At 71.8% G+C, this 22,620-nt stretch carries 13 protein-coding genes and 1 pseudogene; 7 read left to right on the top strand and 7 right to left on the bottom strand.

Features of this window, described 5'->3' with window-relative positions; all coding sequences use genetic code 11:
* The first annotated feature begins 166 nt into the window (after window positions 1–166).
* The 3 genes and pseudogenes from Sru02f_RS03630 (at window position 167) to Sru02f_RS03640 (ending at window position 3,121) form a co-directional block, all read left to right on the top strand.
* Window positions 167–1,128: pseudogene (locus tag Sru02f_RS03630) on the top strand (ComF family protein).
* Between the two features lie 313 nt (window positions 1,129–1,441).
* Complete coding sequence (gene hpf / locus Sru02f_RS03635) at window positions 1,442–2,134, top strand: ribosome hibernation-promoting factor, HPF/YfiA family (protein ID WP_016326377.1); 693 nt, start codon at window positions 1,442–1,444, stop codon at window positions 2,132–2,134.
* 228 nt (window positions 2,135–2,362) lie between these two features.
* Window positions 2,363–3,121, top strand: a complete 759-nt coding sequence (locus Sru02f_RS03640) for a response regulator (RefSeq protein WP_109032606.1) — start codon at window positions 2,363–2,365, stop codon at window positions 3,119–3,121.
* Window positions 3,122–3,147: 26 nt separating this feature from the next.
* On the opposite strand, the gene Sru02f_RS03645 is transcribed toward Sru02f_RS03640, so the two are convergent.
* On the bottom strand, window positions 3,148–4,323 hold the full coding sequence (locus tag Sru02f_RS03645) for a winged helix-turn-helix domain-containing protein (protein ID WP_109032607.1): 1,176 nt from the start codon (window positions 4,321–4,323) through the stop codon (window positions 3,148–3,150).
* Between the two features lie 86 nt (window positions 4,324–4,409).
* Complete coding sequence (locus Sru02f_RS03650; protein WP_109032608.1) at window positions 4,410–4,985, bottom strand: GNAT family N-acetyltransferase; 576 nt, start codon at window positions 4,983–4,985, stop codon at window positions 4,410–4,412.
* Between the two features lie 280 nt (window positions 4,986–5,265).
* On the opposite strand from Sru02f_RS03650, the gene secA reads away from it, so the two are divergent.
* Window positions 5,266–8,109, top strand: coding sequence for a preprotein translocase subunit SecA (gene secA, locus Sru02f_RS03655; protein ID WP_109032609.1), 2,844 nt, complete (start codon window positions 5,266–5,268; stop codon window positions 8,107–8,109).
* A gap of 127 nt (window positions 8,110–8,236) precedes the next feature.
* Here secA and Sru02f_RS03660 read toward each other — a convergent pair whose 3' ends face one another.
* Window positions 8,237–8,506, bottom strand: coding sequence for an Rv3235 family protein (locus tag Sru02f_RS03660; RefSeq protein ID WP_003975808.1), 270 nt, complete (start codon window positions 8,504–8,506; stop codon window positions 8,237–8,239).
* 1,189 nt (window positions 8,507–9,695) lie between these two features.
* Between Sru02f_RS03660 and Sru02f_RS03665 the strand changes: the two genes are divergently transcribed.
* The 3 genes from Sru02f_RS03665 to Sru02f_RS03675 all read left to right on the top strand — a co-directional run bounded on the left by Sru02f_RS03665 (window position 9,696) and on the right by Sru02f_RS03675 (window position 16,394).
* Complete coding sequence (locus Sru02f_RS03665) at window positions 9,696–10,199, top strand: DUF6912 family protein (protein WP_109032612.1); 504 nt, start codon at window positions 9,696–9,698, stop codon at window positions 10,197–10,199.
* A gap of 58 nt (window positions 10,200–10,257) precedes the next feature.
* Window positions 10,258–10,929 (top strand): HAD family hydrolase, encoded by a 672-nt coding sequence (locus Sru02f_RS03670; protein WP_109032613.1) that lies wholly within the window; start codon window positions 10,258–10,260, stop codon window positions 10,927–10,929.
* Between the two features lie 503 nt (window positions 10,930–11,432).
* Window positions 11,433–16,394 carry an NAD-glutamate dehydrogenase gene (locus Sru02f_RS03675; protein ID WP_109032614.1) on the top strand — a complete coding sequence of 1,654 codons (4,962 nt, stop codon included), beginning with the start codon at window positions 11,433–11,435 and terminating at the stop codon, window positions 16,392–16,394.
* Between the two features lie 210 nt (window positions 16,395–16,604).
* On the opposite strand, the gene Sru02f_RS03680 is transcribed toward Sru02f_RS03675, so the two are convergent.
* From Sru02f_RS03680 to Sru02f_RS03695, 4 genes are all read right to left on the bottom strand, one after another.
* Entirely contained in the window at window positions 16,605–18,320 is a 1,716-nt protein-coding gene (locus Sru02f_RS03680; protein ID WP_109032615.1) for a glycosyltransferase family 2 protein, read from the bottom strand.
* On the bottom strand, window positions 18,317–20,557 hold the full coding sequence (locus tag Sru02f_RS03685) for a CDP-glycerol glycerophosphotransferase family protein (RefSeq protein ID WP_109032616.1): 2,241 nt from the start codon (window positions 20,555–20,557) through the stop codon (window positions 18,317–18,319). Before Sru02f_RS03685 ends, Sru02f_RS03680 begins: the two co-directional genes overlap by 4 nt.
* Window positions 20,558–20,688: 131 nt before the next feature.
* Entirely contained in the window at window positions 20,689–21,579 is an 891-nt protein-coding gene (locus Sru02f_RS03690) for an ABC transporter ATP-binding protein (protein WP_167469615.1), read from the bottom strand.
* On the bottom strand, window positions 21,572–22,528 hold the full coding sequence (locus tag Sru02f_RS03695) for an ABC transporter permease (protein WP_109032617.1): 957 nt from the start codon (window positions 22,526–22,528) through the stop codon (window positions 21,572–21,574). The genes Sru02f_RS03690 and Sru02f_RS03695 overlap by 8 nt, the downstream gene beginning before the upstream one ends.
* Window positions 22,529–22,620: the final 92 nt, after the last annotated feature.

A 22,620-nucleotide genomic window follows, 5' to 3' on the forward strand; every position in this document is an offset into this window, starting at 1 on the left:
GTCGCCCAGCGGGGTGGAGCGGTTCCGCCCAGCGGGGTGGAGCGGTTCCGCCCAGCGGGGCTGAGGCGTCCGCCGTCTCGTGGCCCGGCGGGGTTTTCCACAGGGGGTCGGCCGACGTTTTCCACAGGCCTGGCGGGGTTTCGCAGGCAGGGGCACAGTGGTGGCCATGCGCGGATTGCGGACATGCCTGACACGGCGGACATGGCGACGGGGGTGGGCGGACCTCACGGACCTGGTGCTGCCCGCCGAGTGCGGGGGGTGCGGCACGGCTCGGGCGGTGCTGTGTCCCCGGTGCCGTACGGCGCTGAGCGGAGCCCCGCCACGCCGCGTGCGTCCGGAGCCGGAGCCTCCAGGCCTGCCCGCGGTTCACGCGGCGGCGCCGTACGCGGACGAGGTGCGGGCGGCGTTGCTGGCCCACAAGGAGCGGGGCGTGCTCGCCCTCACGGCACCGCTCGGAGTGGCTTTGGCGCAAGCGGTGCGGGCGGGTCTCCGGGAGGCGTGGACGGACGCGGGTGACGTGCGGACCGGTGCGGTGGGGGCCGGAGCGGCGAGGGCCGGAGCGGCGGGTCCCGCGCGGGGCAGGGGGCCGGTGCTGCTCGTGCCCGTGCCGTCGGCGCGCAGGGCGGTGCGGACGCGGGGGCACGATCCGGCGCGGCGGATCGCCCTCGCGGCGGCGGGGAGTTGCGGCGCACCGGGACGTCCGCCCGGGTGCTCGCCGTGCTGCGGCAGCGGTACGCCGTGGCCGACCAGTCGGGGCTCGACGCCCGGCGGCGGCTGGACAACCTCGCCGGCGCGCTGGCGGTGGTTCCGGGCGGTGCGGGGCCGCTGCGGGAGGGCGGGACGGTCGTCCTGGTCGACGACCTGATGACGACGGGGGCGTCGCTGGCCGAGGCGGCCCGTGCGGTGTGCGCCGCGACGGCCGCCGCCGTTGAGTCGCGGGCGGGGTCGGCTGCGTACGGGACGGCGAGATCGGCTGTGTATCCGGCCGCGGCAGGGGAAGGCAGAGAGGAACGGAAGACCGGGCCCCGAATGGCGGGTCCGTACGGAGGCGGTGGCGTGATCCGTGAAGCGATCTGCGCGGCAGTGGTCGCAGCTTCACCAGATTCTTTCGAAATAAACCGGAACTGACTGAGAACTTACGTCGTTGCAGGTAATGAGGGAGTCAATTCACCGGAACGGAGGTACGCCGCGGTAGAGGGTGACGACATCCGTCCGGGCGAGATATGTTCGGTTGTGAGGCAAAGCCGCAGGCCACACCTCTCAAATCCGAATGCCGTGCTGCGGGTTTTACCGTCATCACCCGCACCGGTGGAGTGGAGATCTCGCCCGCGGGGGAGGAGGTGGACGTCACCGAGTCCGAGGTTCCGGGATGGACCGGAACCTGGTGCAAAAGGGAGATGCTCCGCCGTCGAAGCGGAGCGATCCGGGAACGGAGTTCTGCGTGGACATCGTCGTCAAGGGCCGCAAGACCGAGGTGCCCGAGCGGTTCCGGAAGCACGTGGCCGAGAAGCTGAAGCTGGAGAAGATCCAGAAGCTCGATGGCAAGGTGATCAGCCTCGACGTCGAGGTGTCCAAGGAGCCGAACCCCCGGCAGGCCGACCGCTGCGACCGGGTGGAGATCACGCTCCGCTCCCGCGGTCCGGTGATCCGGGCGGAGGCGGCGGCGAGCGACCCCTACGCGGCGCTCGACCTGGCGGCGGAGAAGCTCGGCGCACGACTGCGCAAGCAGCACGACAAGCGCTTCTCGCGCCGCGGCGCACGCCGGATCTCGGCGGCCGAGGTCGCCGACCACGTACCCGGCGCGGCGACGCTCAACGGGAACGGCGACGTCGTCCCGACGGAGAAGCAGGACGGCGTACCCACCAAGAAGATCGGCTCGCTGGAGGTCCAGGGCGACGGTCCGCTCGTCGTCCGGGAGAAGACCCACGTGGCCGCACCCATGTCCCTCGACCAGGCGCTCTACGAGATGGAGCTGGTCGGGCACGACTTCTACCTGTTCGTCGACTCCGAGACGAAGGAGCCCAGCGTCGTCTACCGGCGGCACGCCTACGACTACGGCGTGATCCACCTGACCACGGACACGATGGTCACTCAGGCGCACGCCCCCGACGCGGGCGATGCGCTCGGCGGTTGACACACGCCGCCGGGTGACAGCGGTTCGGTGCCCCTGGAGCGCGTGTGCGCCCCCAGGGGCACCGGTGTGCGACGGTGCGCGAGGGTGTGCGACCCCAGAGCTGCCCGTTCGGTCACCCCGCTGTCCGCCGGGCATGGAATCATGGCGGCAACGGCCCAACCGGTGGGTCGTTGCTCTGGGTTGGCGGTGGCTCAGGACCACGTGCCACAGCCTTCAGGGGGAGGAACGATGGCGGACAGTTTCGGACCGATGCGGGGCGCGGGCGTCGACCACGGGATCGACGACGGGGTCGCCGGCATGGGCCCGGACGCGGGCTCCGCACGCGAGGAGCCGATCAGGGTGCTGGTCGTGGACGACCACGCCCTCTTCCGCCGCGGCCTGGAGATCGTGCTCGCGGCCGAGGAGGACATCCACGTCGTCGGAGAGGCCGGTGACGGCGCCGAGGCCGTGGAGAAGGCGGCCGACCTGCTGCCGGACATCGTCCTGATGGATGTGCGGATGCCCAAGCGGGGCGGTATCGAGGCCTGCACCTCCATCAAGGAGGTGGCCCCCAGTGCCAAGATCATCATGCTGACGATCAGCGACGAGGAGGCCGACCTCTACGACGCGATCAAGGCGGGCGCGACCGGTTATCTCCTCAAGGAGATCTCGACGGACGAGGTGGCCACCGCCATTCGCGCGGTGGCCGACGGACAGTCCCAGATCAGTCCGTCCATGGCCTCGAAACTGCTGACCGAGTTCAAGTCGATGATCCAGCGCACCGACGAACGCCGGCTGGTGCCCGCGCCGCGGCTCACGGATCGCGAGCTGGAGGTCCTCAAGCTCGTCGCCACGGGAATGAACAACCGGGACATCGCCAAGGAACTGTTCATTTCCGAGAACACCGTGAAGAACCACGTGCGCAACATCCTGGAGAAACTCCAGCTGCACTCCAGGATGGAGGCCGTGGTCTACGCGATGCGGGAGAAGATTCTCGAGATCCGGTGAGTCGGTGACCCGGTGAGCCGTTCCGGTCAGTCGAGCAGCCGGGCCAGCTCCCGGATGAGGGGTTCACGCAGATCGGGAGTCTCGACCCGCTCCACGCGTACGTTCGTGCAGTCCACCCAGCTCGCCGCCTCCACCAGTGCCTGGGCCACCGCCGGGGCCGCCTTCGGGCCGTCCAGCGTGACCTGCTTGGCGACCAGGGTGCGCCCCTCGCGGGCCGGGTCCACCCGGCCGACGAGCCGGCCGCCGGCCAGGACCGGCATCGCGAAGTAACCGTGCACCCGCTTCTGCCGGGGCACGTAGGCCTCCAGCCGGTGGGTGAAGCCGAAGATCCGCTCCGTGCGCGCCCGCTCCCAGATCAGCGAGTCGAAGGGGGAGAGCAGCGTCGTGCGGTGACGGCCGCGCGGGACCGTCTCCAGGGCCGCGGGGTCCGCCCAGGCAGGCCGGCCCCAGCCCGCCACCGTGACCGGCACCAGGCCCGAGTCGGCGATCACCGCGTCGACCTGCTCGGCCTTGAGACGGTGGTAGTCCGCGATGTCCGCGCGCGTGCCGACGCCCAGGGACTGGCCGGCCAGGCGGACCAGGCGGCGCAGGCACTCGGTGTCGTCCAGGTCGTCGTGCAGCAGCGCGGCCGGGACGGCGCGCTCGGCCAGGTCGTACACCCGCTTCCAGCCGCGGCGCTCCACGCACACCACCTCGCCGTACATGAGCGCGCGCTCGACGGCGACCTTCGTGCCCGACCAGTCCCACCACTCACTGGTCCTCTTAGCGCCGCCCAGGTCCGTCGCGGTGAGGGGGCCCTCCTCACGCAGCTGCTTCACCACGCGCTCGTAGTCGCCCTCGGGGAGGTGGTGGTTCCAGTGCGGGCGATTGCGGTACGCGCGGCGGCGGAAGGCGAAGTGCGGCCACTCCTCGATCGGGAGGATGCAGGCGGCGTGGGACCAGTACTCGAAGGCGTGGGTGTCCGTCCAGTAGGCGTCGTCGACGGTCCGGCGGCCGACCGCGCCGAGGCGGGCGTAGGGGATCAGCTCGTGGGAGCGGGCCAGGACCGAGATCGTGTCGAGCTGCACCGCGCCCAGGTGACGGAGGACGCCGCGGACGCCCGCGCGGCGGTCGGGGGCGCCGAGGAAACCCTGCGCGCGGAGGGCGAGGCGGCGGGCCTCGTCTGCGGACAGTTCCGTGGCGGGGGGCGGGAGGGTCGTCATACGTCCGCACGATAGGGGGTGGGTCTGACAGTGGGGAGCGCGGAGCCGGCCGCGGGTGCGGGGAGGTGGGCGCGGTGGCCCGGGGTTCAGGCGGCGTCGGGTGTCGGGAGGTACGGGGACGTGGACGGGAGGGCGAGGTCGCAGGGGAGGAGGGAGCCGATCCAGCAGTCGCGGCGGACGCCCTTGTTGTTGATCGCGGAGCGCAACGTGCCCTCCATGGCGAAGCCCGCGCGTTGGGCCACCGCGCGGGAGGCAGTGTTGCCGACCTCGGCGCGCCACTCCAGGCGGTCCACGGCCCGCTCGGTGAAGGCCCAGCGGGCGGCGGCGACGGCGGACTCGGTGACGTAGCCCCGGCCGCGGTGCTCCTTGGTGCCCCAGAACCCGATCTCACCGGTGCCCAGCGAGATCATCGTGACGGCGAGCATGCCCACCAGGTCCCCGGCCGGGAGGAAGAGGCCGAAGGTGAACATCGAGTCGTTCGCCCAGCCGTCGGGGACGATCTGCTCAGTGAAGCCCCGCGCATGCTCCGGGAGGTAGGGCGAGGGGATCGTCGTCCAGCGCTGGATGTCGGGATCCTGGGCGGCGGCGTGCACGGCCTCGGCGTCCCGGGGGCCGACCGTGCGCAGGACGAGGCGGTCGGTGGTGAGCGTGACGGGTTCCATCGGCCGATTCTGCGCGGCGGCCCCCACAGGCGCCAATATTTTTGCCGTGCGTGAACATCCGGTCACCTCTCGTGCGATTCGCGGGAAGGTGCGGCACCATCCGCGGGGCCCGGACGTTGAAAGGGGTGACAGCAGACAGGAATGCTGGACGCAAGGAGCGGACGGTCCTCGTCGCAGCAGGCCTCCCGGGGCAGCGGGGTCCTCGCATACGATGGCCGTTGCCCGATCCGTCACAGGAAACCGACCGTCCCAGGCCCGACCGGCAAGGAGACCAACCCCCGTGTCCGTCCTCTCGAAGCTCATGCGTGCAGGCGAAGGCAAGATCCTGCGCAAGCTGCACCGCATCGCGGACCAGGTCAACTCCATCGAAGAGGACTTCGCTGACCTCTCCGACGCCGAGCTGCGGGCCCTCACCGACGAGTACAAGCAGCGCTACGCCGACGGTGAGAGCCTTGACGACCTGCTGCCCGAAGCCTTCGCCACCGTCCGCGAGGCCGCCAAGCGCGTGCTGGGCCAGCGCCACTACGACGTGCAGATCATGGGCGGCGCCGCCCTCCACATGGGATACGTCGCGGAGATGAAGACCGGTGAGGGCAAGACCCTCGTCGGCACGCTGCCCGCCTATCTCAACGCCCTGTCCGGCGAGGGCGTGCACATCGTCACGGTCAACGACTACCTGGCCGAGCGCGACTCCGAGATGATGGGCCGCGTCCACAAGTTCCTCGGTCTGAACGTCGGCTGCATCCTCGCCAACCAGACGCCGGCCCAGCGCCGCGAGATGTACGGCTGCGACATCACCTACGGCACGAACAACGAGTTCGGCTTCGACTACCTGCGCGACAACATGGCGTGGTCCAAGGACGAGCTCGTCCAGCGCGGCCACAACTTCGCCATCGTCGACGAGGTCGACTCCATCCTCGTCGACGAGGCCCGGACGCCGCTGATCATCTCCGGCCCGGCCGACCAGGCCACCAAGTGGTACGGCGACTTCGCCAAGCTGGTGACCCGCCTGAAGAAGGGCGAGGCCGGCAACACCCTCAAGGGCATCGAGGAGACCGGCGACTACGAGGTCGACGAGAAGAAGCGCACCGTCGCCATCCACGAGTCGGGCGTGTCCAAGGTCGAGGACTGGCTGGGCATCGACAACCTCTACGAGTCGGTGAACACCCCGCTGGTCGGCTATCTGAACAACGCCATCAAGGCCAAGGAACTGTTCAAGAAGGACAAGGACTACGTCGTCCTCGACGGCGAAGTCATGATCGTCGACGAGCACACGGGCCGTATCCTCGCCGGCCGCCGCTACAACGAGGGCATGCACCAGGCGATCGAGGCGAAGGAAGGGGTGGACATCAAGGACGAGAACCAGACGCTCGCCACGATCACCCTCCAGAACTTCTTCCGCCTCTACAAGCGCCACGACCACGACGGCAAGGAACAGCCCGGCCTGTCCGGCATGACCGGTACGGCGATGACCGAGGCCGCCGAGTTCCACCAGATCTACAAGCTCGGTGTGGTGCCCATCCCGACCAACCGGCCGATGGTGCGCAAGGACCAGTCGGACCTGATCTACCGCACCGAGGTCGCCAAGTTCGAGGCCGTCGTCGACGACATCGAGGAGAAGCACCGCAAGGGCCAGCCGATCCTCGTCGGCACCACCTCGGTCGAGAAGTCCGAGTACCTCTCGCAGCAGCTCAGCAAGCGCGGCGTCCAGCACGAGGTGCTCAACGCCAAGCAGCACGACCGGGAGGCGACGATCGTCGCCCAGGCGGGCCGCAAGGGCTCCGTGACGGTGGCCACGAACATGGCCGGCCGCGGTACGGACATCAAGCTCGGCGGCAACCCCGAGGACCTCGCCGAGGCCGAGCTGCGCCAGCGCGGCCTCGACCCCGAGGAGCACATCGAGGAGTGGGCCGCGGCGCTGCCCGCCGCGCTGGAGCGGGCCGAGCAGGCGGTCAAGGCCGAGTTCGAAGAGGTCAAGGAGCTGGGCGGCCTCTACGTCCTGGGCACCGAGCGGCACGAGTCGCGGCGCATCGACAACCAGCTGCGCGGTCGCTCCGGCCGTCAGGGCGACCCGGGCGAGTCCCGCTTCTACCTCTCGCTGGGCGACGACCTGATGCGGCTGTTCAAGGCCCAGATGGTCGAGCGCGTGATGTCCATGGCGAACGTGCCGGACGACGTGCCGATCGAGAACAAGATGGTGACGCGTGCGATCGCGTCCGCCCAGTCGCAGGTCGAGACGCAGAACTTCGAGACCCGCAAGAACGTCCTGAAGTACGACGAGGTCCTCAACCGCCAGCGCGAGGTCATCTACGGCGAGCGTCGCCGCGTCCTGGAGGGCGAGGACCTGCAGGAGCAGATCCAGCACTTCACGAACGACACGATCGACGCCTACGTACAGGCCGAGACCGCCGAGGGCTTCCCCGAGGACTGGGACCTCGACCGGCTGTGGGGCGCCTTCAAGCAGCTCTACCCGGTGAAGGTCACCGTCGAGGAGCTGGAGGAGGCGGCGGGCGACCGGGCCGGACTGACCGCCGACTACATCGCGGAGTCCATCAAGGACGACGTCCAGGAGCAGTACGAGGCGCGGGAGAAGCAGCTCGGCTCCGAGATCATGCGCGAGCTGGAGCGCCGGGTCGTCCTGTCGGTCCTGGACCGCAAGTGGCGCGAGCACCTCTACGAGATGGACTACCTCCAGGAGGGCATCGGCCTGCGCGCGATGGCGCAGAAGGACCCGCTGGTCGAGTACCAGCGCGAGGGCTTCGACATGTTCCAGGCCATGATGGAGGGCATCAAGGAGGAGTCCGTCGGCTACCTGTTCAACCTGGAGGTCCAGGTCGAGCAGCAGGTCGAGGAGGTTCCGGTCGAGGACGCGGCGCCGTCGCTCGACAAGGGCGCGCAGGACGCGGTTCCGGCCCAGGCGGGCGCCCGTCCGGAGATCCGGGCCAAGGGCCTCGACGCGCCGCAGCGCCGTGACCTCCACTTCTCCGCGCCCACCGTGGACGGCGAGGGCGGTGTCGTCGAGGGCGAGTTCACCGACGGCGAGCCCGCCCAGGCCCAGTCCGACGGACTCACGCGCGCGGAGCGCCGCAAGCAGGCCAAGGGCGGGCGGCGCCGCAAGAAGTAACGGCGCGGTGCCCGTGGGCGCCGTGGCGGTGGGAAGGGCCGGTCACCCGGGGTGACCGGCCCTTCGGCCTGTCCTGGCGGCGGTCGGGTCCCCGGGCGGCCTTGGGCCGGCAGGCCGGCCGGGACGGTCAGTCGTCGTCCGCGCGGGTCCTGCGGGGGCCGCCCACTTCCACCGCCGTGCAGCGCCAGCGCAGGTCCCGGCCCCGCTCCAGGCGGAACGCCATGGCCCGCAGCCGGTCGCCCGCGCCGATGCGCGCGAAGACCTCCAGGGCGCCCGGCCGCGGCTCGAAGTACCCGATGTCGCGGACGACGGGGGAGGTGCCGCGGGTGCGCAGCGGGCCGCGTTCGGCGAGGTGGGCCAGGTCGTCGTAGGCCCGGCCGACGGTATGGCGGAGCATCGAGTGGACGGGGCGCCGACCGCTGAGGACGCCCAGCAGCAGCTCGGCGAAGTGGTCGGTGGGCCGCAGCTGTGGGACGGGCCGGCGAGGCGTCTGAGCGGGGACGACGGGCGCCGTGGAGGGCCGGGCGCTTCGGTGGCTCCCGGGCGCGATCCGCCCCCGGGAGGGGGCCGCGACAGGGGCCGAGGCGGCGCTCGCGGTACGGGCGGCGGCGGAGGCCGTGCCCGGACGGCCGTCGACGGTAGCCGTGGTCGGGCCGCCGGGGGCGAAGGCCGTGGTCGGCTCCGGCGCCGGACCCGTGGCGGGGGCGCCCGGGGTCCCGCGACCGGGGCGGGCCCAGCGCCCCGGCCGGGTCCGGCCGTGGGCGGGCGGGTGTCCGGCTGGCCGCGTCCGTGACCGCTGGGACCGGCCCGGAGACCCCGGCGGGCGCCCACCGGACGCCGCAGCACGCGCCCCGCGCGCCCCGGCCTGCGAGGCGGCACACCGCCCGGCGCACGGGTCGGGGCACCCCGGGTCCGCCGGACAGGGTGCCGCCGGGCCCGCTGGACGGGACGCCGCCGGGTCCGCCGGACCCGTGGAGGTCGCTGCCGCTGGGGCTACGGAGCGGAGCGCCGCCGGTCCCGCCGGGCGGCGTGGCCGCCGGGGCGTACGAGGGCGTCGCCCCCGGCCCGTACGACGACGTGGCCGCCGGCCCGTACGACGGCGAGGCTCCCGGGGCGTAGGAGGGCGTGGCACCTGGGGAGTGGACGGGCGTGGCACCGGGGGAGTGGACGGACGTGGCACCTGGGCCGCCGTAGGGCGGCGGCGGTGACGTGGGAGGGGATGCGGGAGCGGTGGGGCGGGGCTGGGTTCGGGTCATGACCTTGCGCATGGGGGTCCCCGTTCGGCGGCCCGGGTGATACCGGGCGGTAACTTCGCGGTCGGTGATCTTGTACGGGGTGGAGGGGCGGCGCGGCAAGGACGCGGGCGGTCGGGTCGAGGGGGTCGGGAGGTTCACCTATCAGAGTGATGCGGGGGAGCGGAGCGGCCGGGACCGCGGGGTGGGGAGGGTGAATTCCGGGACCGGGGTGGACGTGTCGGAGGCCACGGGTGGGGACTCGAAAGGGGACACCCGCACGTATCCTGAAAGCTCTTCCGCCGGGCCGCCGAGCGCTCCGGCGGTGTCCCCGACCACGAAAGCGGCAGACTCATGCGCGTCTACGTCCCCCTGACCCTGTCCGGCCTCGCCGAGGCGCACCGGGCGGGAGAACTGGGGACCGGGCCGCTCGTCGCCTACGCCGTCACACCGGCGCTGCGCGAGTGGTACCTGTCGGACGACATCGAGGAGCTGGAGTACGCCGCCCTCAACCGGGCCGCCCTGGCCTCGCTGCGCCTGCTGGCGGCCGACCCGGCCGGGGCGCGGCGCCGGGTCGTGGTCGCCGCGGACGTCCCCGACGGCGCCGCCGTGGCCGACCCGGACCGGGGGCTCGATCCGGCGGGGCTGGGCGAGGTCCGCCTCGCCGGACCGCTGCCGCTGGCCAAGGCGGCCGCGGTGCACGTCGACTCCGCCGACGCCGAGGCGGACGTGCGCGCCGCGGCCGAGGCCCTGGCCGCGGCGGACGGCGGGGACGACGACGCCCAGTTCGTCGTGGACGGCGCGGAGGACCACGAGCTGCTCTGGTACGCGACCCAGGAGCTCCCGAACCTGGTCTGAGCAGGAAGAACGTGCCGTGGTGTCCCGATTGTCAGTGGCGCCGGGTACGTTTTCGGGCATGGGGATGCAGACGGGCGCACACATCGTGTGGGACTGGAACGGCACGCTGTTCCACGACAACGACGCGATCATCGGAGCGACGAACGCGGCGTTCGCCGAGCTGGGGCTGGCGCCGATCACGCTGGAGCGTTACCGGGCGCTGTACTGCGTGCCGGTGCCGAAGTTCTACGAGCGGCTGCTGGGGCGGCTGCCCACCGACGCCGAGTGGGAGGTCATGGACGCGGCCTTCCAGCGCCACTACAGCATGCAGCGGAGCCGGTGCACGCTCGCGGACGGTGTCACGGAGCTGCTCGTCCGGTGGCGTTCGGCGGGTCGCAGCCAGTCGATCCTCAGCATGTACGGACACGACGAGCTGGTGCCGCTGGTCAAGGGCCTCGGGATCGAGACGCACTTCATACGCGTCGACGGCCGGACCGGGCCGTCCGGGGGCAGCAAGGCCGAGCACATGGTGCGGCACCTCGCGCAGCTGGCGCTGTCCGGAGTGGAGCCCGCTCGCACGGTGGTGATCGGGGACGCCGCCGACGACGCGGTGGCGGCGAGCCACGTGGGCGCCGGGGCGGTGCTCTACACCGGGGGGTCGCACAGCCGGGCCAGCCTCGAGGGGGTCGGGGTGCCGGTGGTGGACACGCTGGGAGAGGCCGTGGCGGTGGCGGAGCGGCTGGCGGGCTGACCCCGCCGTCCGGCAGCGGGGGCGTACCGGCACCTGGGCGTACCGGTCACCGGGGCGCGCCCGGCGCCGCGTCGTACCTGTGCGGAACGTCCAAGTTGTGGGCCCGGTTTTGTACACATGCGGCTCATGACGGGGAGCCCGTGCGGGGCGATAGCCTTGTGGCGTGATCAGCGCGATAGCTCGCGGGGGCACTGGTGCCCCTGCCCTGCGCCCGGCACTCACGGACGACATCCGTGGCCGGGCGGCGGTCGCTGATCCTCGCGGGCGGGACGGGGCATCGAAGACCCCCGGTACGGCGCCGCGCACTCCCCGGACGGTGACGGCGAGAGCGAAGTCACACCCGGTGGAAGCGGCGACATTGGCTGATATGCCCCCGCTCCTCTCACCTTGCGGCATAGCGTCGGAGCAGACCGGACACCCCGTGTCCCGACGTCATGCCGGAAGGCAGGAGACCGTACTTCCTTCTACGTCACGCAACGGCGCGCGACAGGAGTCAGAGGACAATGCAGACCAAGCTGGACGAAGCCAAGGCCGAGCTGCTCGAAAGGGCTGCGCGGGTAGCTGAGAACAGCCCGGTCGGGGGGCACCTACCGACCGGGACGACGGGCGAGGGAACTCCGGGCACCCCGGACGGCCCGGACGGCGCCCCGGACTACGCATCCGTGTTCGCGTTCCTCCAGCGCTACTACCGGCACACCGCCCCGGAGGACCTCGCCGACCGCGACCCGGTCGACATCTTCGGGGCCGCCGTCTCGCACTACCGGCTGGCCGAGAACCGCCCGCAGGGCACGGCGAACGTCCGGGTGCACACCCCGACGGTCGAGGAGAACGGCTGGACGTGCAGCCACTCCGTCGTCGAGGTGGTCACCGACGACATGCCCTTCCTCGTCGACTCCGTGACCAACGAGCTGACCCGCCAGGGCCGCGGCATCCACGTCGTCGTCCACCCGCAGATCGTGGTGCGGCGCGACATCGCCGGCAAGCTCGTCGAGGTGCTCGCCGGCCCGCCCGCCGCCGACCTGCCGCACGACGCGCACGTCGAGTCCTGGATCCACGTCGAGATCGACCGCGAGACCGACCGCGGCGACCTGAAGCAGATCACCGCCGACCTGCTGCGCGTCCTGAACGACGTCCGCGAGACCGTCGAGGACTGGGGCAAGATGCGGGACGCGGCCGTCCGCATCGCGGACCAGCTGTCGACCGAGGCCACCCCCGAGGACCTCCCCGCGCGCGAGCTGGAGGAGGCCCGCGAACTGCTGCGCTGGCTGGCCGACGACCACTTCACCTTCCTCGGCTACCGCGAGTACCAGCTGCGCGAGGACGACTCCCTCGCCGCCGTCGCCGGTACCGGCCTCGGCATCCTGCGCTCCGACCCGCACCACGCGGCCGACGAGAGCCACCCCGTCAGCCCGTCCTTCGAGCGGCTGCCCGCCGACGCCCGGGCCAAGGCCCGCGAGCACCGGCTGCTGGTGCTGACCAAGGCGAACAGCCGGGCCACCGTGCACCGGCCGTCGTACCTCGACTACGTCGGGGTCAAGAAGTTCGACGAGAACGGCAACGTCGTCGGCGAGCGGCGCTTCCTCGGACTCTTCTCCTCCGCCGCCTACACCGAGTCCGTCCGCCGGGTGCCGGTGGTGCGGCGCAAGGTGGAGGAGGTGCTGGAGCGGGCCGGCTTCTCGCCCAACAGCCATGACGGACGGGACCTGCTGCAGATCCTGGAGACGTACCCGCGCGACGAGATGTTCCAGACCTCCGTCGAGGAGCTGGAGCCGATCGTCACCTCCGTGCTCTACCTCCAGGAGCGGCGCCGCCTGCGCCTCTACCTGCGCCAGGACGAGTACGGCCGCTACTACTCGGCCCTCGTCTACCTCCCCCGCGACCGCTACACCACCGGTGTCCGGCTGCGGATCATCGACATCCTCAAGGAGGAGCTCGGCGGCACCAGCGTCGACTTCACGGCCTGGAACACCGAGTCGATCCTGTCCCGGCTGCACTTCGTGGTCCGGGTCCCGCAGGGCACCGAGCTGCCGCACCTGTCGGACTCCGACAAGGAGCGCGTCGAGGCCCGGCTCGTCGAGGCCGCCCGCTCCTGGGCCGATGGGTTCGGCGAGGCGCTGACCGCCGAGTTCGGCGAGGAACGCGCCGCGGAGCTGCTGCGCCACTACGGGTCAGCCTTCCCCGAGGGCTACAAGGCCGACCACGGCCCGCGCTCCGCCGTCGCCGACCTCGGCCACCTGGAGCAGCTCGACGAGGAGAAGACCTTCGCGCTGAGCCTGTACGAGCCGGTCGGCGCCGCGCCCGAGGAGCGGCGCTTCAAGATCTACCAGAAGGGCGGCTCGGTCTCCCTGTCCGCCGTGCTGCCGGTGCTCAGCCGGCTCGGCGTCGAGGTCACCGACGAGCGCCCCTACGAGCTGCGCTGCGCGGACCGCACCACGGCCTGGATCTACGACTTCGGCCTGCGGATGCCCAAGGCCCCGTCCGGCGGCGCCGACTACCTCGGCGACGACGCCCGCGAGCGCGTCCAGGACGCCTTCGCCGCCACCTGGACCGGCAAGGCGGAGAACGACGGCTTCAACGCCCTCGTGCTCAGCGCCGGACTGACCTGGCGCGAGGCGATGGTGCTGCGGGCGTACGCCAAGTACCTGCGGCAGGCCGGTTCGACGTTCAGCCAGGACTACATGGAGGACACCCTCCGCAACAACGTCCACACCACGCGCCTGCTCATCAACCTGTTCGAGGCGCGGATGGCGCCGGAGCGGCAGCGCGCCGGGCGGGAGATCGTCGACGCCCTGCTCGAAGAGGTCGATGCGGCCCTCGACCAGGTCGCCAGCCTCGACGAGGACCGGATCCTGCGGTCCTTCCTCACCGTCATCAAGGCGACGCTGCGGACGAACTTCTTCCAGGAGGCGGCGGGCGGCAAGCCGCACGACTACGTCTCCATGAAGTTCGACCCGCAGGCCATCCCCGACCTGCCCGCGCCGCGCCCGGCGTTCGAGATCTGGGTGTACTCGCCGCGCGTCGAGGGCGTGCACCTGCGCTTCGGCAAGGTCGCCCGCGGTGGTCTGCGCTGGTCGGACCGCCGCGAGGACTTCCGCACCGAGATCCTCGGCCTGGTCAAGGCGCAGATGGTGAAGAACACCGTCATCGTGCCGGTCGGCGCCAAGGGCGGCTTCGTCGCCAAGCAGCTGCCCGACCCGGGCGTCGACCGCGACGCGTGGATGGCGGAGGGCATCGCCAGCTACAAGACGTTCATCTCGGCGCTGCTCGACATCACCGACAACATGGTGGCCGGCGAGGTCGTGCACCCCGCCGACGTCGTCCGGCACGACGAGGACGACACCTACCTCGTGGTCGCCGCCGACAAGGGCACCGCGAAGTTCTCCGACATCGCCAACGAGGTCGCCGAGTCCTACAACTTCTGGCTGGGCGACGCCTTCGCCTCCGGCGGCAGCGCGGGCTACGACCACAAGGGCATGGGCATCACCGCCCGCGGCGCCTGGGAGTCCGTCAAGCGGCACTTCCGGGAGCTGGGCGTGGACACCCAGACCCAGGACTTCACGGTCGTCGGCATCGGCGACATGTCCGGTGACGTCTTCGGCAACGGCATGCTGCTCAGCGAGCACATCCGCCTGGTCGCCGCCTTCGACCACCGGCACATCTTCATCGACCCGACGCCGGACGCGGCCACCTCCTACGCCGAGCGCCGCCGGCTGTTCGAGCTGCCCCGCTCGTCCTGGGAGGACTACAACACCGAGCTGCTCTCGGCGGGCGGCGGGATCTTCCCGCGCACGGCCAAGTCCATCCCGGTCAACGCGCACGTCCGGGAGGCCCTCGGCATCGAGGCGGGCGTCACCAAGATGACCCCGGCCGAGCTGATGAAGGCGATCCTCAGCTCCCCGGTGGACCTGCTGTGGAACGGCGGCATCGGCACGTACGTCAAGGCGTCCACCGAGTCCAACGCGGACGTCGGCGACAAGGGCAACGACGCCATCCGCGTCGACGGCAAGGACCTGCGCGTCCAGGTCGTCGGCGAGGGCGGCAACCTGGGCCTGACCCAGCTGGGCCGGATCGAGTTCGCGCTCCAGGGCGGCCGGATCAACACCGACGCCATCGACAACAGCGCGGGCGTGGACACCTCCGACCACGAGGTGAACATCAAGATCCTGCTCAACGGTCTCGTCAAGGACGGCGACATGACCGTCAAGCAGCGCAACAAGCTGCTCGCCCAGATGACCGACGAGGTCGGCGCGCTGGTCCTGCGCAACAACTACGCGCAGAACACGGCGATCGCCAACGCGCTCGCGCAGTCCAAGGACATGCTCCACGCCCAGCAGCGCTTCATGCGGCACCTGGTCAGGGAGGGCCACCTCAACCGGGCGCTGGAGTTCCTGCCCACCGACCGCCAGATCCGCGAGCGGCTGAGCAGCGGACACGGTCTGACCGGCCCGGAGACGGCCGTGCTGCTGGCGTACACGAAGATCACGGTCGCCGAGGAGCTGCTGCACACCTCGCTGCCGGACGACCCGTACCTCAAGGGTCTGCTGCACGCCTACTTCCCGACGGCGCTGCGCGAGCAGTTCGCCGAGCAGGTCGACGGCCACCCGCTGCGCCGCGAGATCACGACGACCGTCCTGGTCAACGACACGGTCAACACGGGCGGTACGACGTATCTGCACCGGATGCGCGAGGAGACCGGCGCGTCGCTCGAGGAGATCGTGCGGGCGCAGACCGTGGCGCGGGCGATCTTCCGCTCCTCCCCGGTCTGGGACGCGGTGGAGGAGCTGGACACCAAGGTCGACGCCGCCGTCCAGACCCGGATCCGGCTGCACTCGCGCCGCCTGGTCGAGCGCGGCACGCGCTGGCTGCTCAACAACCGGCCGCAGCCGCTGGAGCTGGCCGAGACGGTGGACTTCTTCGCCGAGCGGGTCGAGCAGGTGTGGTCGCAGCTGCCGAAGCTGCTGCGCGGTGCGGACGCGGAGTGGTACCAGCACATCTACGACGAGCTGACCGGCGCCGGAGTCCCGGACGAGCCGGCGACGCGGGTGGCCGGGTTCTCCTCGGTCTTCGCGGCGCTGGACATCGTGTCGGTGGCCGACCGCATGGGCAAGGAGCCGCTGGACGTCGCGGAGGTGTACTACGACCTCGCCGACCGGCTGGGCGTCACCCAGCTGATGGACCGGATCAGTGACCTGCCGCGGGACGACCGCTGGCAGTCCATGGCCCGTGCGGCGATCCGCGAGGACCTGTACGCGGCGCACGCGGCGCTGACCGCGGACGTCCTGGCGGTGGGCAACGGGTCGTCGACGCCGGAGCAGCGGTTCAAGGCGTGGGAGGAGAAGAACGCGGCGATTCTCGGGCGGGCGCGGACCACGCTGGAGGAGATCCGGGGGTCGGACGCGTTTGATCTGTCCAACCTTTCGGTGGCCATGCGGACGATGCGGACGTTGCTGCGCACGCATTCGTAGGCGGGGCGGCGTTTTCGTCGTTGCTGTGAGAGGCGCCCTGGGCCGGGTTCGGTCCGGGGCGCCTTTCCGTCGCGCCCGGGGTGGGCGTGGACGCGGGGTGGGGGCGCAGCCCGGCGCTTACGGGGTGCCGCTGCGCCCACCCGTGCCGCCCCAGCGGCACGACTGCCCGCAGTTAGGGCGGCTACGACTGCCCGCAGGTACGGGGCCGGGTCAACGGAGGACGTTGGACACCAGGCGAGCTGCTCTTCGGGTTCTCGGGGTGGAGAGGCGGCGCGCGGCAGGGCGGAGGATCCTGGCCGTCGTGCCCACCGGCTGCCAGGTGATCTGGAGGCGGCCCGGGTTGTGGCCCTCCGGGCGGAGGGTGACGCGGTGCGGGGTGATGCCGGTGCGGTAGGGGACGCGGGCCGTGAGGGGCGGGAAGGCCAGTGGCGCCAGGAGGATGCCCGTGTGGGTGCGGCCGCGATGGCGCAGGCGGAGCACGGGATGGCGGGTGCCCGCGAAGCCGTGCGGGGGGAGACGGGCCGCCGCCAGGTCCAGGCGGACGCGGCCCTCGAAGAGCCCGGGGCGGACGGGCGAGAGGCGGAAGGGCACCGTGAGGCGCCTGCGGCCGGGGGAGAGGTGGAGCACCGCGCGCTGGGGGCCGACGGGGAGGCGCAGGGCCGGGTCGTAGGTGCGGACGGTGAGGTCGACCGAGGCACCGGGGCCACGCGTGATCTCCGTGATCTCGTGCCGGAGCAGGGCGGTGAAGAACGGACGGGTGTCCAGTTCCAGGTCGGTCAGGTCCAGCTCGCGCCGGGACTCGGGGGAGGCCGGGACCTCCTCGCCCCAGTACACGCGGCCGCTCTCCTCGTCCGGCGTCACCCGGCGCGGTGCCACGTCGTGGCCGAGGCCGCGGGCCGCCGTGCGCAGGTCGGACAGGCGCCGGTCGCGCAGCAGCCGCAGGACGACCCGTTCGGCGCGGGGCAGCCGGGCGCAGGCCCCCTCGGCGAGCGTGTCGAGGTAGGGGTTCATCAGGTCCGCGAAGGAGGCCAGCCAGGTGTCGTCCCGGTAGGGGAGGTCACCGGCGTACATCCGGAAGTCGTGCTTGAGGAACTTGAAGTCCTTGTCCTCGCGCAGCGCCTCGTGCCCGCTCTCGGCCAGGAACGCGTCGATGAGGCGCTGCACGTGGACGCGGTCGCGGACGTTGGTGAGCTTGTGCCGCTGGTTGGAGATGGAGGCGGAGTCGGCGGCCGCGTACGGGGCGATGTACCAGCGGTAGACCGGCTCGGGCACGACGGTGAACGTCTTGGCCAGGCAGTACGCCTGGGCCGAGAAGAGCTGGTCCTCGTAGTGGATGCCCTCGGGGAAGCGCAGGCCGTGCCGGTCGAGGAAGGCACGGGCGTACATCTTGCTGGTGGAGAGGTGCTCGAAGAACAGGCGCGGGTCGGCCTCGATGCCGTCCAGGGTGCGGCGTTCGGCGACCAGGTGCGGCATCCAGGTCGTGCGGCGTCCGCCGTCCACGCGGATGCGGTGCACGGCGCCCATGGCGAAGTCCAGGTCGCGTTCGCGGTGGGCGGCGAGCAGGACCTCGACGGCGCGTTCGGGGAGTTCGTCGTCGCTGTCCAGGAACATCAGGTACGGCGCCCGCGCGATCTCCAGGGCGCGGTTACGGGGGGCGCTGCACCCGCCGCTGTTCTCCGGCAGCCGGAGGTAGACGACCCGCGGATCGTGGGCGGCCAGTTCGCGGGCCACCTCCTCGGTCGCGTCGGTCGAGTGGTCGTCGCTGATGACGACCTCGATGTTCGCGTGGGTCTGGCGCAGCGCGGACGCGACCGCGCGGGGCAGGCGCTGGGCGTCGTTGTAGACGATGACCGTGACGGTGACGTCCGGGATCTCCGAAGGGAGGAGCGTGCCCGCGGCCGGGCTCGTGCTCGTGGCTGTCCTCATGACGAGGTCGCCTCCTCGGGGCTCGGGGCCGGGGTGCGGTCCTCGACCGGCAGGACCGGGGGCAGCGTCCGCTCGTCCTCGCCGAGGAAGACCCGGCGCACGACGCGTTCGGCGGCGCGGCCGTCGTCGTACTCGCAGAACCGGCGCCGGAAGGCGGTCCGGGCCTTCGTCGCGCGCTCGTCGTGCCAGGCGTCGGAGGTGAGGATCTCGGTCAGCTCCGCCTGGGTGCGGGCGACCGGTCCGGGGGCCTCGGCCATCAGGTCGAAGTAGACGCCGCGGGTGGTGCGGTAGGTCTCCCAGTCGTCGGCGTGGATGACGATCGGGCGGTCGAGGTTGGCGTAGTCGAACATGATCGACGAGTAGTCGGTGACCAGTGCGTCGGCGGCCAGGCACAGCTCCTCGACGGGTTCGTAGGAGGAGACGTCGACGAGGCGGCCGGTGCGGCGCAGGCCCGCGAGCGGGGCCGAGGGGGCGGCGGCGCTGTCGTAGAAGTAGTGCGCGCGCACCAGCAGAACCGTTTCTTCACCGAGCCGGTCGGCGAGGGCCGCGAGGTCCAGGCGCGGGGTCCAGCCGGCCTCGTAGTCGCGGTGGGTGGGCGCGTAGAGGACCGCGCGGCGGCCGGGTGCGATGCCGAGGCGCTCACGGGCCGCGCGGACCTCGGCGGGTCCGGCGGTGTAGTACACGTCGTTGCGCGGGTAGCCGTGGTCGAGGGAGAGGTGGCGGGACGGGTAGGCCCGCTGCCACATGCGGGTGGAGTGGCTGTTGGCGGAGACGCTGAAGTCCCACTTGTCGACGCGCTCGAGCAGCGCCTGGAAGTCCAGGCCGTGGGCGGCGGCCGGGTACGGCAGCTGGTCCACGCCCATGCGTTTGAGCGGGGTCCCGTGGTGGGTCTGGAGGTGGACGCTGCCGGGGCGTTTGACCACCGCGTCCGGGAAGTTGACGTTGTTGACCAGGTACTTGGCGCGGGCCAGCACCTCCCAGTAGCGGCGGGTGCCGGGCACCACGTGGTCGGTGCCGGGCGGCAGCAGGGCCGCGCCCTGCGCCGTGACCACCCACACCGGGTGGACGCCCGGGGCGAGTTCGGCGAGCTTGGCGGCGATCGCGGCCGGGTTGCAGGCCACCCCGCGGTTCCAGTACGCCGAGAAGACGGCGAGGTGCGGGTCGAGGGGGCGGGCCAGGGCGGCCCGGTACTGGACGGTGCGCAGCCGGGTGCCAGCCCGGCGTCTGCCGGTGCGCGCGGCGGAGCGCACCCCGCGGCGGGCGTGGCTGGCGGTCTGGAGGGCGCGGTACCTGCCGTAGGCGCCCTCCTCGAGCAGCGACCGGCGTACCCCCTCCAGCCCGGCCGGGCGCCGCAGGCCCTCGGGGCGGTGGCGACGGGCGGTCACCGACGCCCGGTGGAAGAACTCCCGCGCCACGTCGTCCGGCATTCCGGCGCGGGCGAAGGTGTGCAGGCAGTCGCGGATCATCAGGTCGTACAGGACGCCGTGGACGGCGGGCCGGTCGGCGGTGAGGCCCAGGAGCGCCTCGTAGCGGTCGACCAGTGCGTACCGCTGCGCCGCTGTGGGCGGGGGGAGGCTCTCGGGTCGCAGCCTGCGGTCCTCGTAGGCCGGGTGGGGCAGGCAGGCGACGCGGTCGGCGAGCAGCAGCGCGGCGTACGCGGCGAAGGGCTCGTCCTCGGTGGTCAGGAGCCGTTCGTGGGCCCGCCAGAAGCCGGCGCGCACGGCGCGGTTGCCGAGCAGCGGGGTGAGGCGGAGCAGCCCCGCGCGGTCGTCGAGGGCGAGGCCCTCCCCGGCGCGGCCCGCGCGGGCGAGGCGGGGTCCGTCGGGGGAGGGCAGACCCGAGGCCCGCCAGGAGCTGCGGACGTGGTCCAGGAGCAGGACCTCCACGGCGTCGGGGAGGGCACCGGCGCGCTCGGCGACGGCGGGCGGGGCGCCGACGGGCAGCCCGTCCTTGGCGTGCACGAAGTGCAGCCACCGGCCCCGCGCCCGGGCCGCCCCCGCCGAACGGGCCGCGGCGTCACCGGCTCCGTCCGGCAGGGGCAGCACGGTGAAGGCGGGGGCGTGCCGCTCGGCGACCTCCCGCGCCCAGTCCCCGACGGCGGCGACGATCACCTCGACGCCGGTGAGGGGATGGGCGTCCAGGGAGCCGAGGAGGGCGGGCAGGTGGTCCTGGACGTTGCGGCCGTGGACGATGACGCTGAGGTCGGGGGCCGTCTCGGACATCGCGGTGACGGACATCGCGGGGACTCCTTCGCCTTCTTCGCTCCCGGAGCACTCCTGTGGTCGACTGCTATTCGGTCATCGTGACATCAATCGGGCAAAAGGGTTAATTGTGAGTACGCCTCACGGGCGACGGCTGGACGGTGCGCTCACGCGGCTGTCGGCGTCTTCGGCGTCTTCGGTGCGGGTGCGGGTGCGGCCTTGGCCTGCGGCTTGGGTTTCGCCGCCGGGCCCGGGCCCGCGGTGAACTTCTCGTACTCCTTGAGGACCTCCTCGGTCGGCCCGTCCATCCGCAGTTCACCGCGCTCCAGCCACAGCACCCGGTCGCAGGTGTCGCGGATGGACTTGTTGCTGTGACTGACCAGGAACACCGTGCCGGCGTGCTTGCGCAGCTCCCGGATGCGTTGCTCGGACCGCTTCTGGAAGGAGCGGTCGCCGGTGGCCAGGGCCTCGTCGACGAGGAGGACGTCGTGATCCTTGGCGGCGGCGATGGAGAACCGCAGGCGGGCCGCCATGCCGGAGGAGTAGGTGCGCATCGGCAGGGTGATGAAGTCGCCCTTCTCGTTGATCCCGGAGAAGTCGACGATCTCCTGGTACCGCTCCCTGACCTGGGCGCGGGACATGCCCATCGCCAGACCGCCGAGGTACACGTTGCGCTCGCCGGTGAGGTCGTTCATCAGCGCGGCGTTGACGCCGAGCAGGGAGGGCTGCCCGTCGGTGTAGATGCGGCCGTTCTCCACGGGAAGCAGGCCCGCGACCGCCTTGAGCAGCGTCGACTTGCCCGAACCGTTGGTGCCGATCAGGCCGATGGCCTCGCCCCGGTACGCCACGAAGGACACCTTCTTCACGGCGTGCACCCGGCGCACGCCCGCGGCCTTCTCGGTCTTCTTGCGGCGCAGGATGCGGTTGAGGGCGGCGGTCGCGGTGCCGCGTCCGGCGCCGGTGCCGTTGACCCGGTAGACGATGTCGACGCCGTCGACGACGACGGTGGGCACGCGCTCGCCCGCCTGCTCGGCGGCAGTGCTGTTGTTGTCAGCCACGACCGTAGGTCTCCTCGGCCTTCCAGAAGTAGATGAAGCCGCCGATCCCGGCGACCAGGGCCCAGCCCACCGCGAGCGCCCACACGTGGGGCGGCAGCTGGCTGCCGCCGAAGGTGTCGATCAGGGCGAAGCGCATCAGGTCGATGTAGACGACGGCGGGGTTGAGCTGGAGGGCGGTGCCGACCCAGGACGGCAGGCCGCTGTCCGGGCCGGTCATGTGCTCGATGCTGAACATGACGCCCGAGGCGTACATCCAGGTGCGCAGCAGGAACGGCATCAGCTGGGCCATGTCGGGGATCTTCGAGCCCACCCGGGCCATGACCATCGCCACGCCCGCGTTGAAGAGGAACTGCAGCACCAGCGCCGGGAGGGCGAGCACCCAGGACGGGGCGGGCGGCACGCCGAAGGCCAGCAGGATCACGAGGAGCGCGGCCATCGAGAACAGCAGCTGCTGGAGCTGCTGGAGGCAGAACGACACCGGCAGCGCGGCGCGGGGGAAGTGCAGGGCGCGCACGAGGCCGAGGTTGCCGGAGATGGCGCGGGTGCCCGCCATGATCGAGCTCTGCGTGAACGTCCACACGAACACGCCGGTGACCAGGAACGGGACGAAGTCCTCCACGCCGCGCTTGGTGTCCATCAGCAGGCCGAAGATGAAGTAGTACACCGCCGCGTTGAGCAGCGGCGTCATCACCTGCCAGAGCTGGCCCAGCTTGGCCTGGCTGTACTGGGCGGTGAGCTTGGCGGTGGAGAAGGCGCCGATGAAGTGCCGGCGCGCCCACAGGTCGCGGACGTACCGGGGCAGGGAGGGGCGGGCGCCGCTGACCGTCAGTCCGTGCCGGGCGGCGAGCGCCGCGAGGTCGGTCCCGGCGGCGGCGCCGGATTCGGTGGTGAGGGGGGTGGCCTGGGCCGATGCCCGGGTCGGGGGAGGGGGGTCGAGGACCTGGCTCACATCCGGTGCTTTCGCTCGGGGGAGGGGGCGAGAGGGCGACGCCCGTCGTTCACCTGGGTGACCGTGTGTGTTCATTTACGTCGGGACGGCAC

The organism is Streptomyces rubrogriseus (genome assembly GCF_027947575.1).
GTDB classification, from domain to species: domain Bacteria; phylum Actinomycetota; class Actinomycetes; order Streptomycetales; family Streptomycetaceae; genus Streptomyces; species Streptomyces rubrogriseus.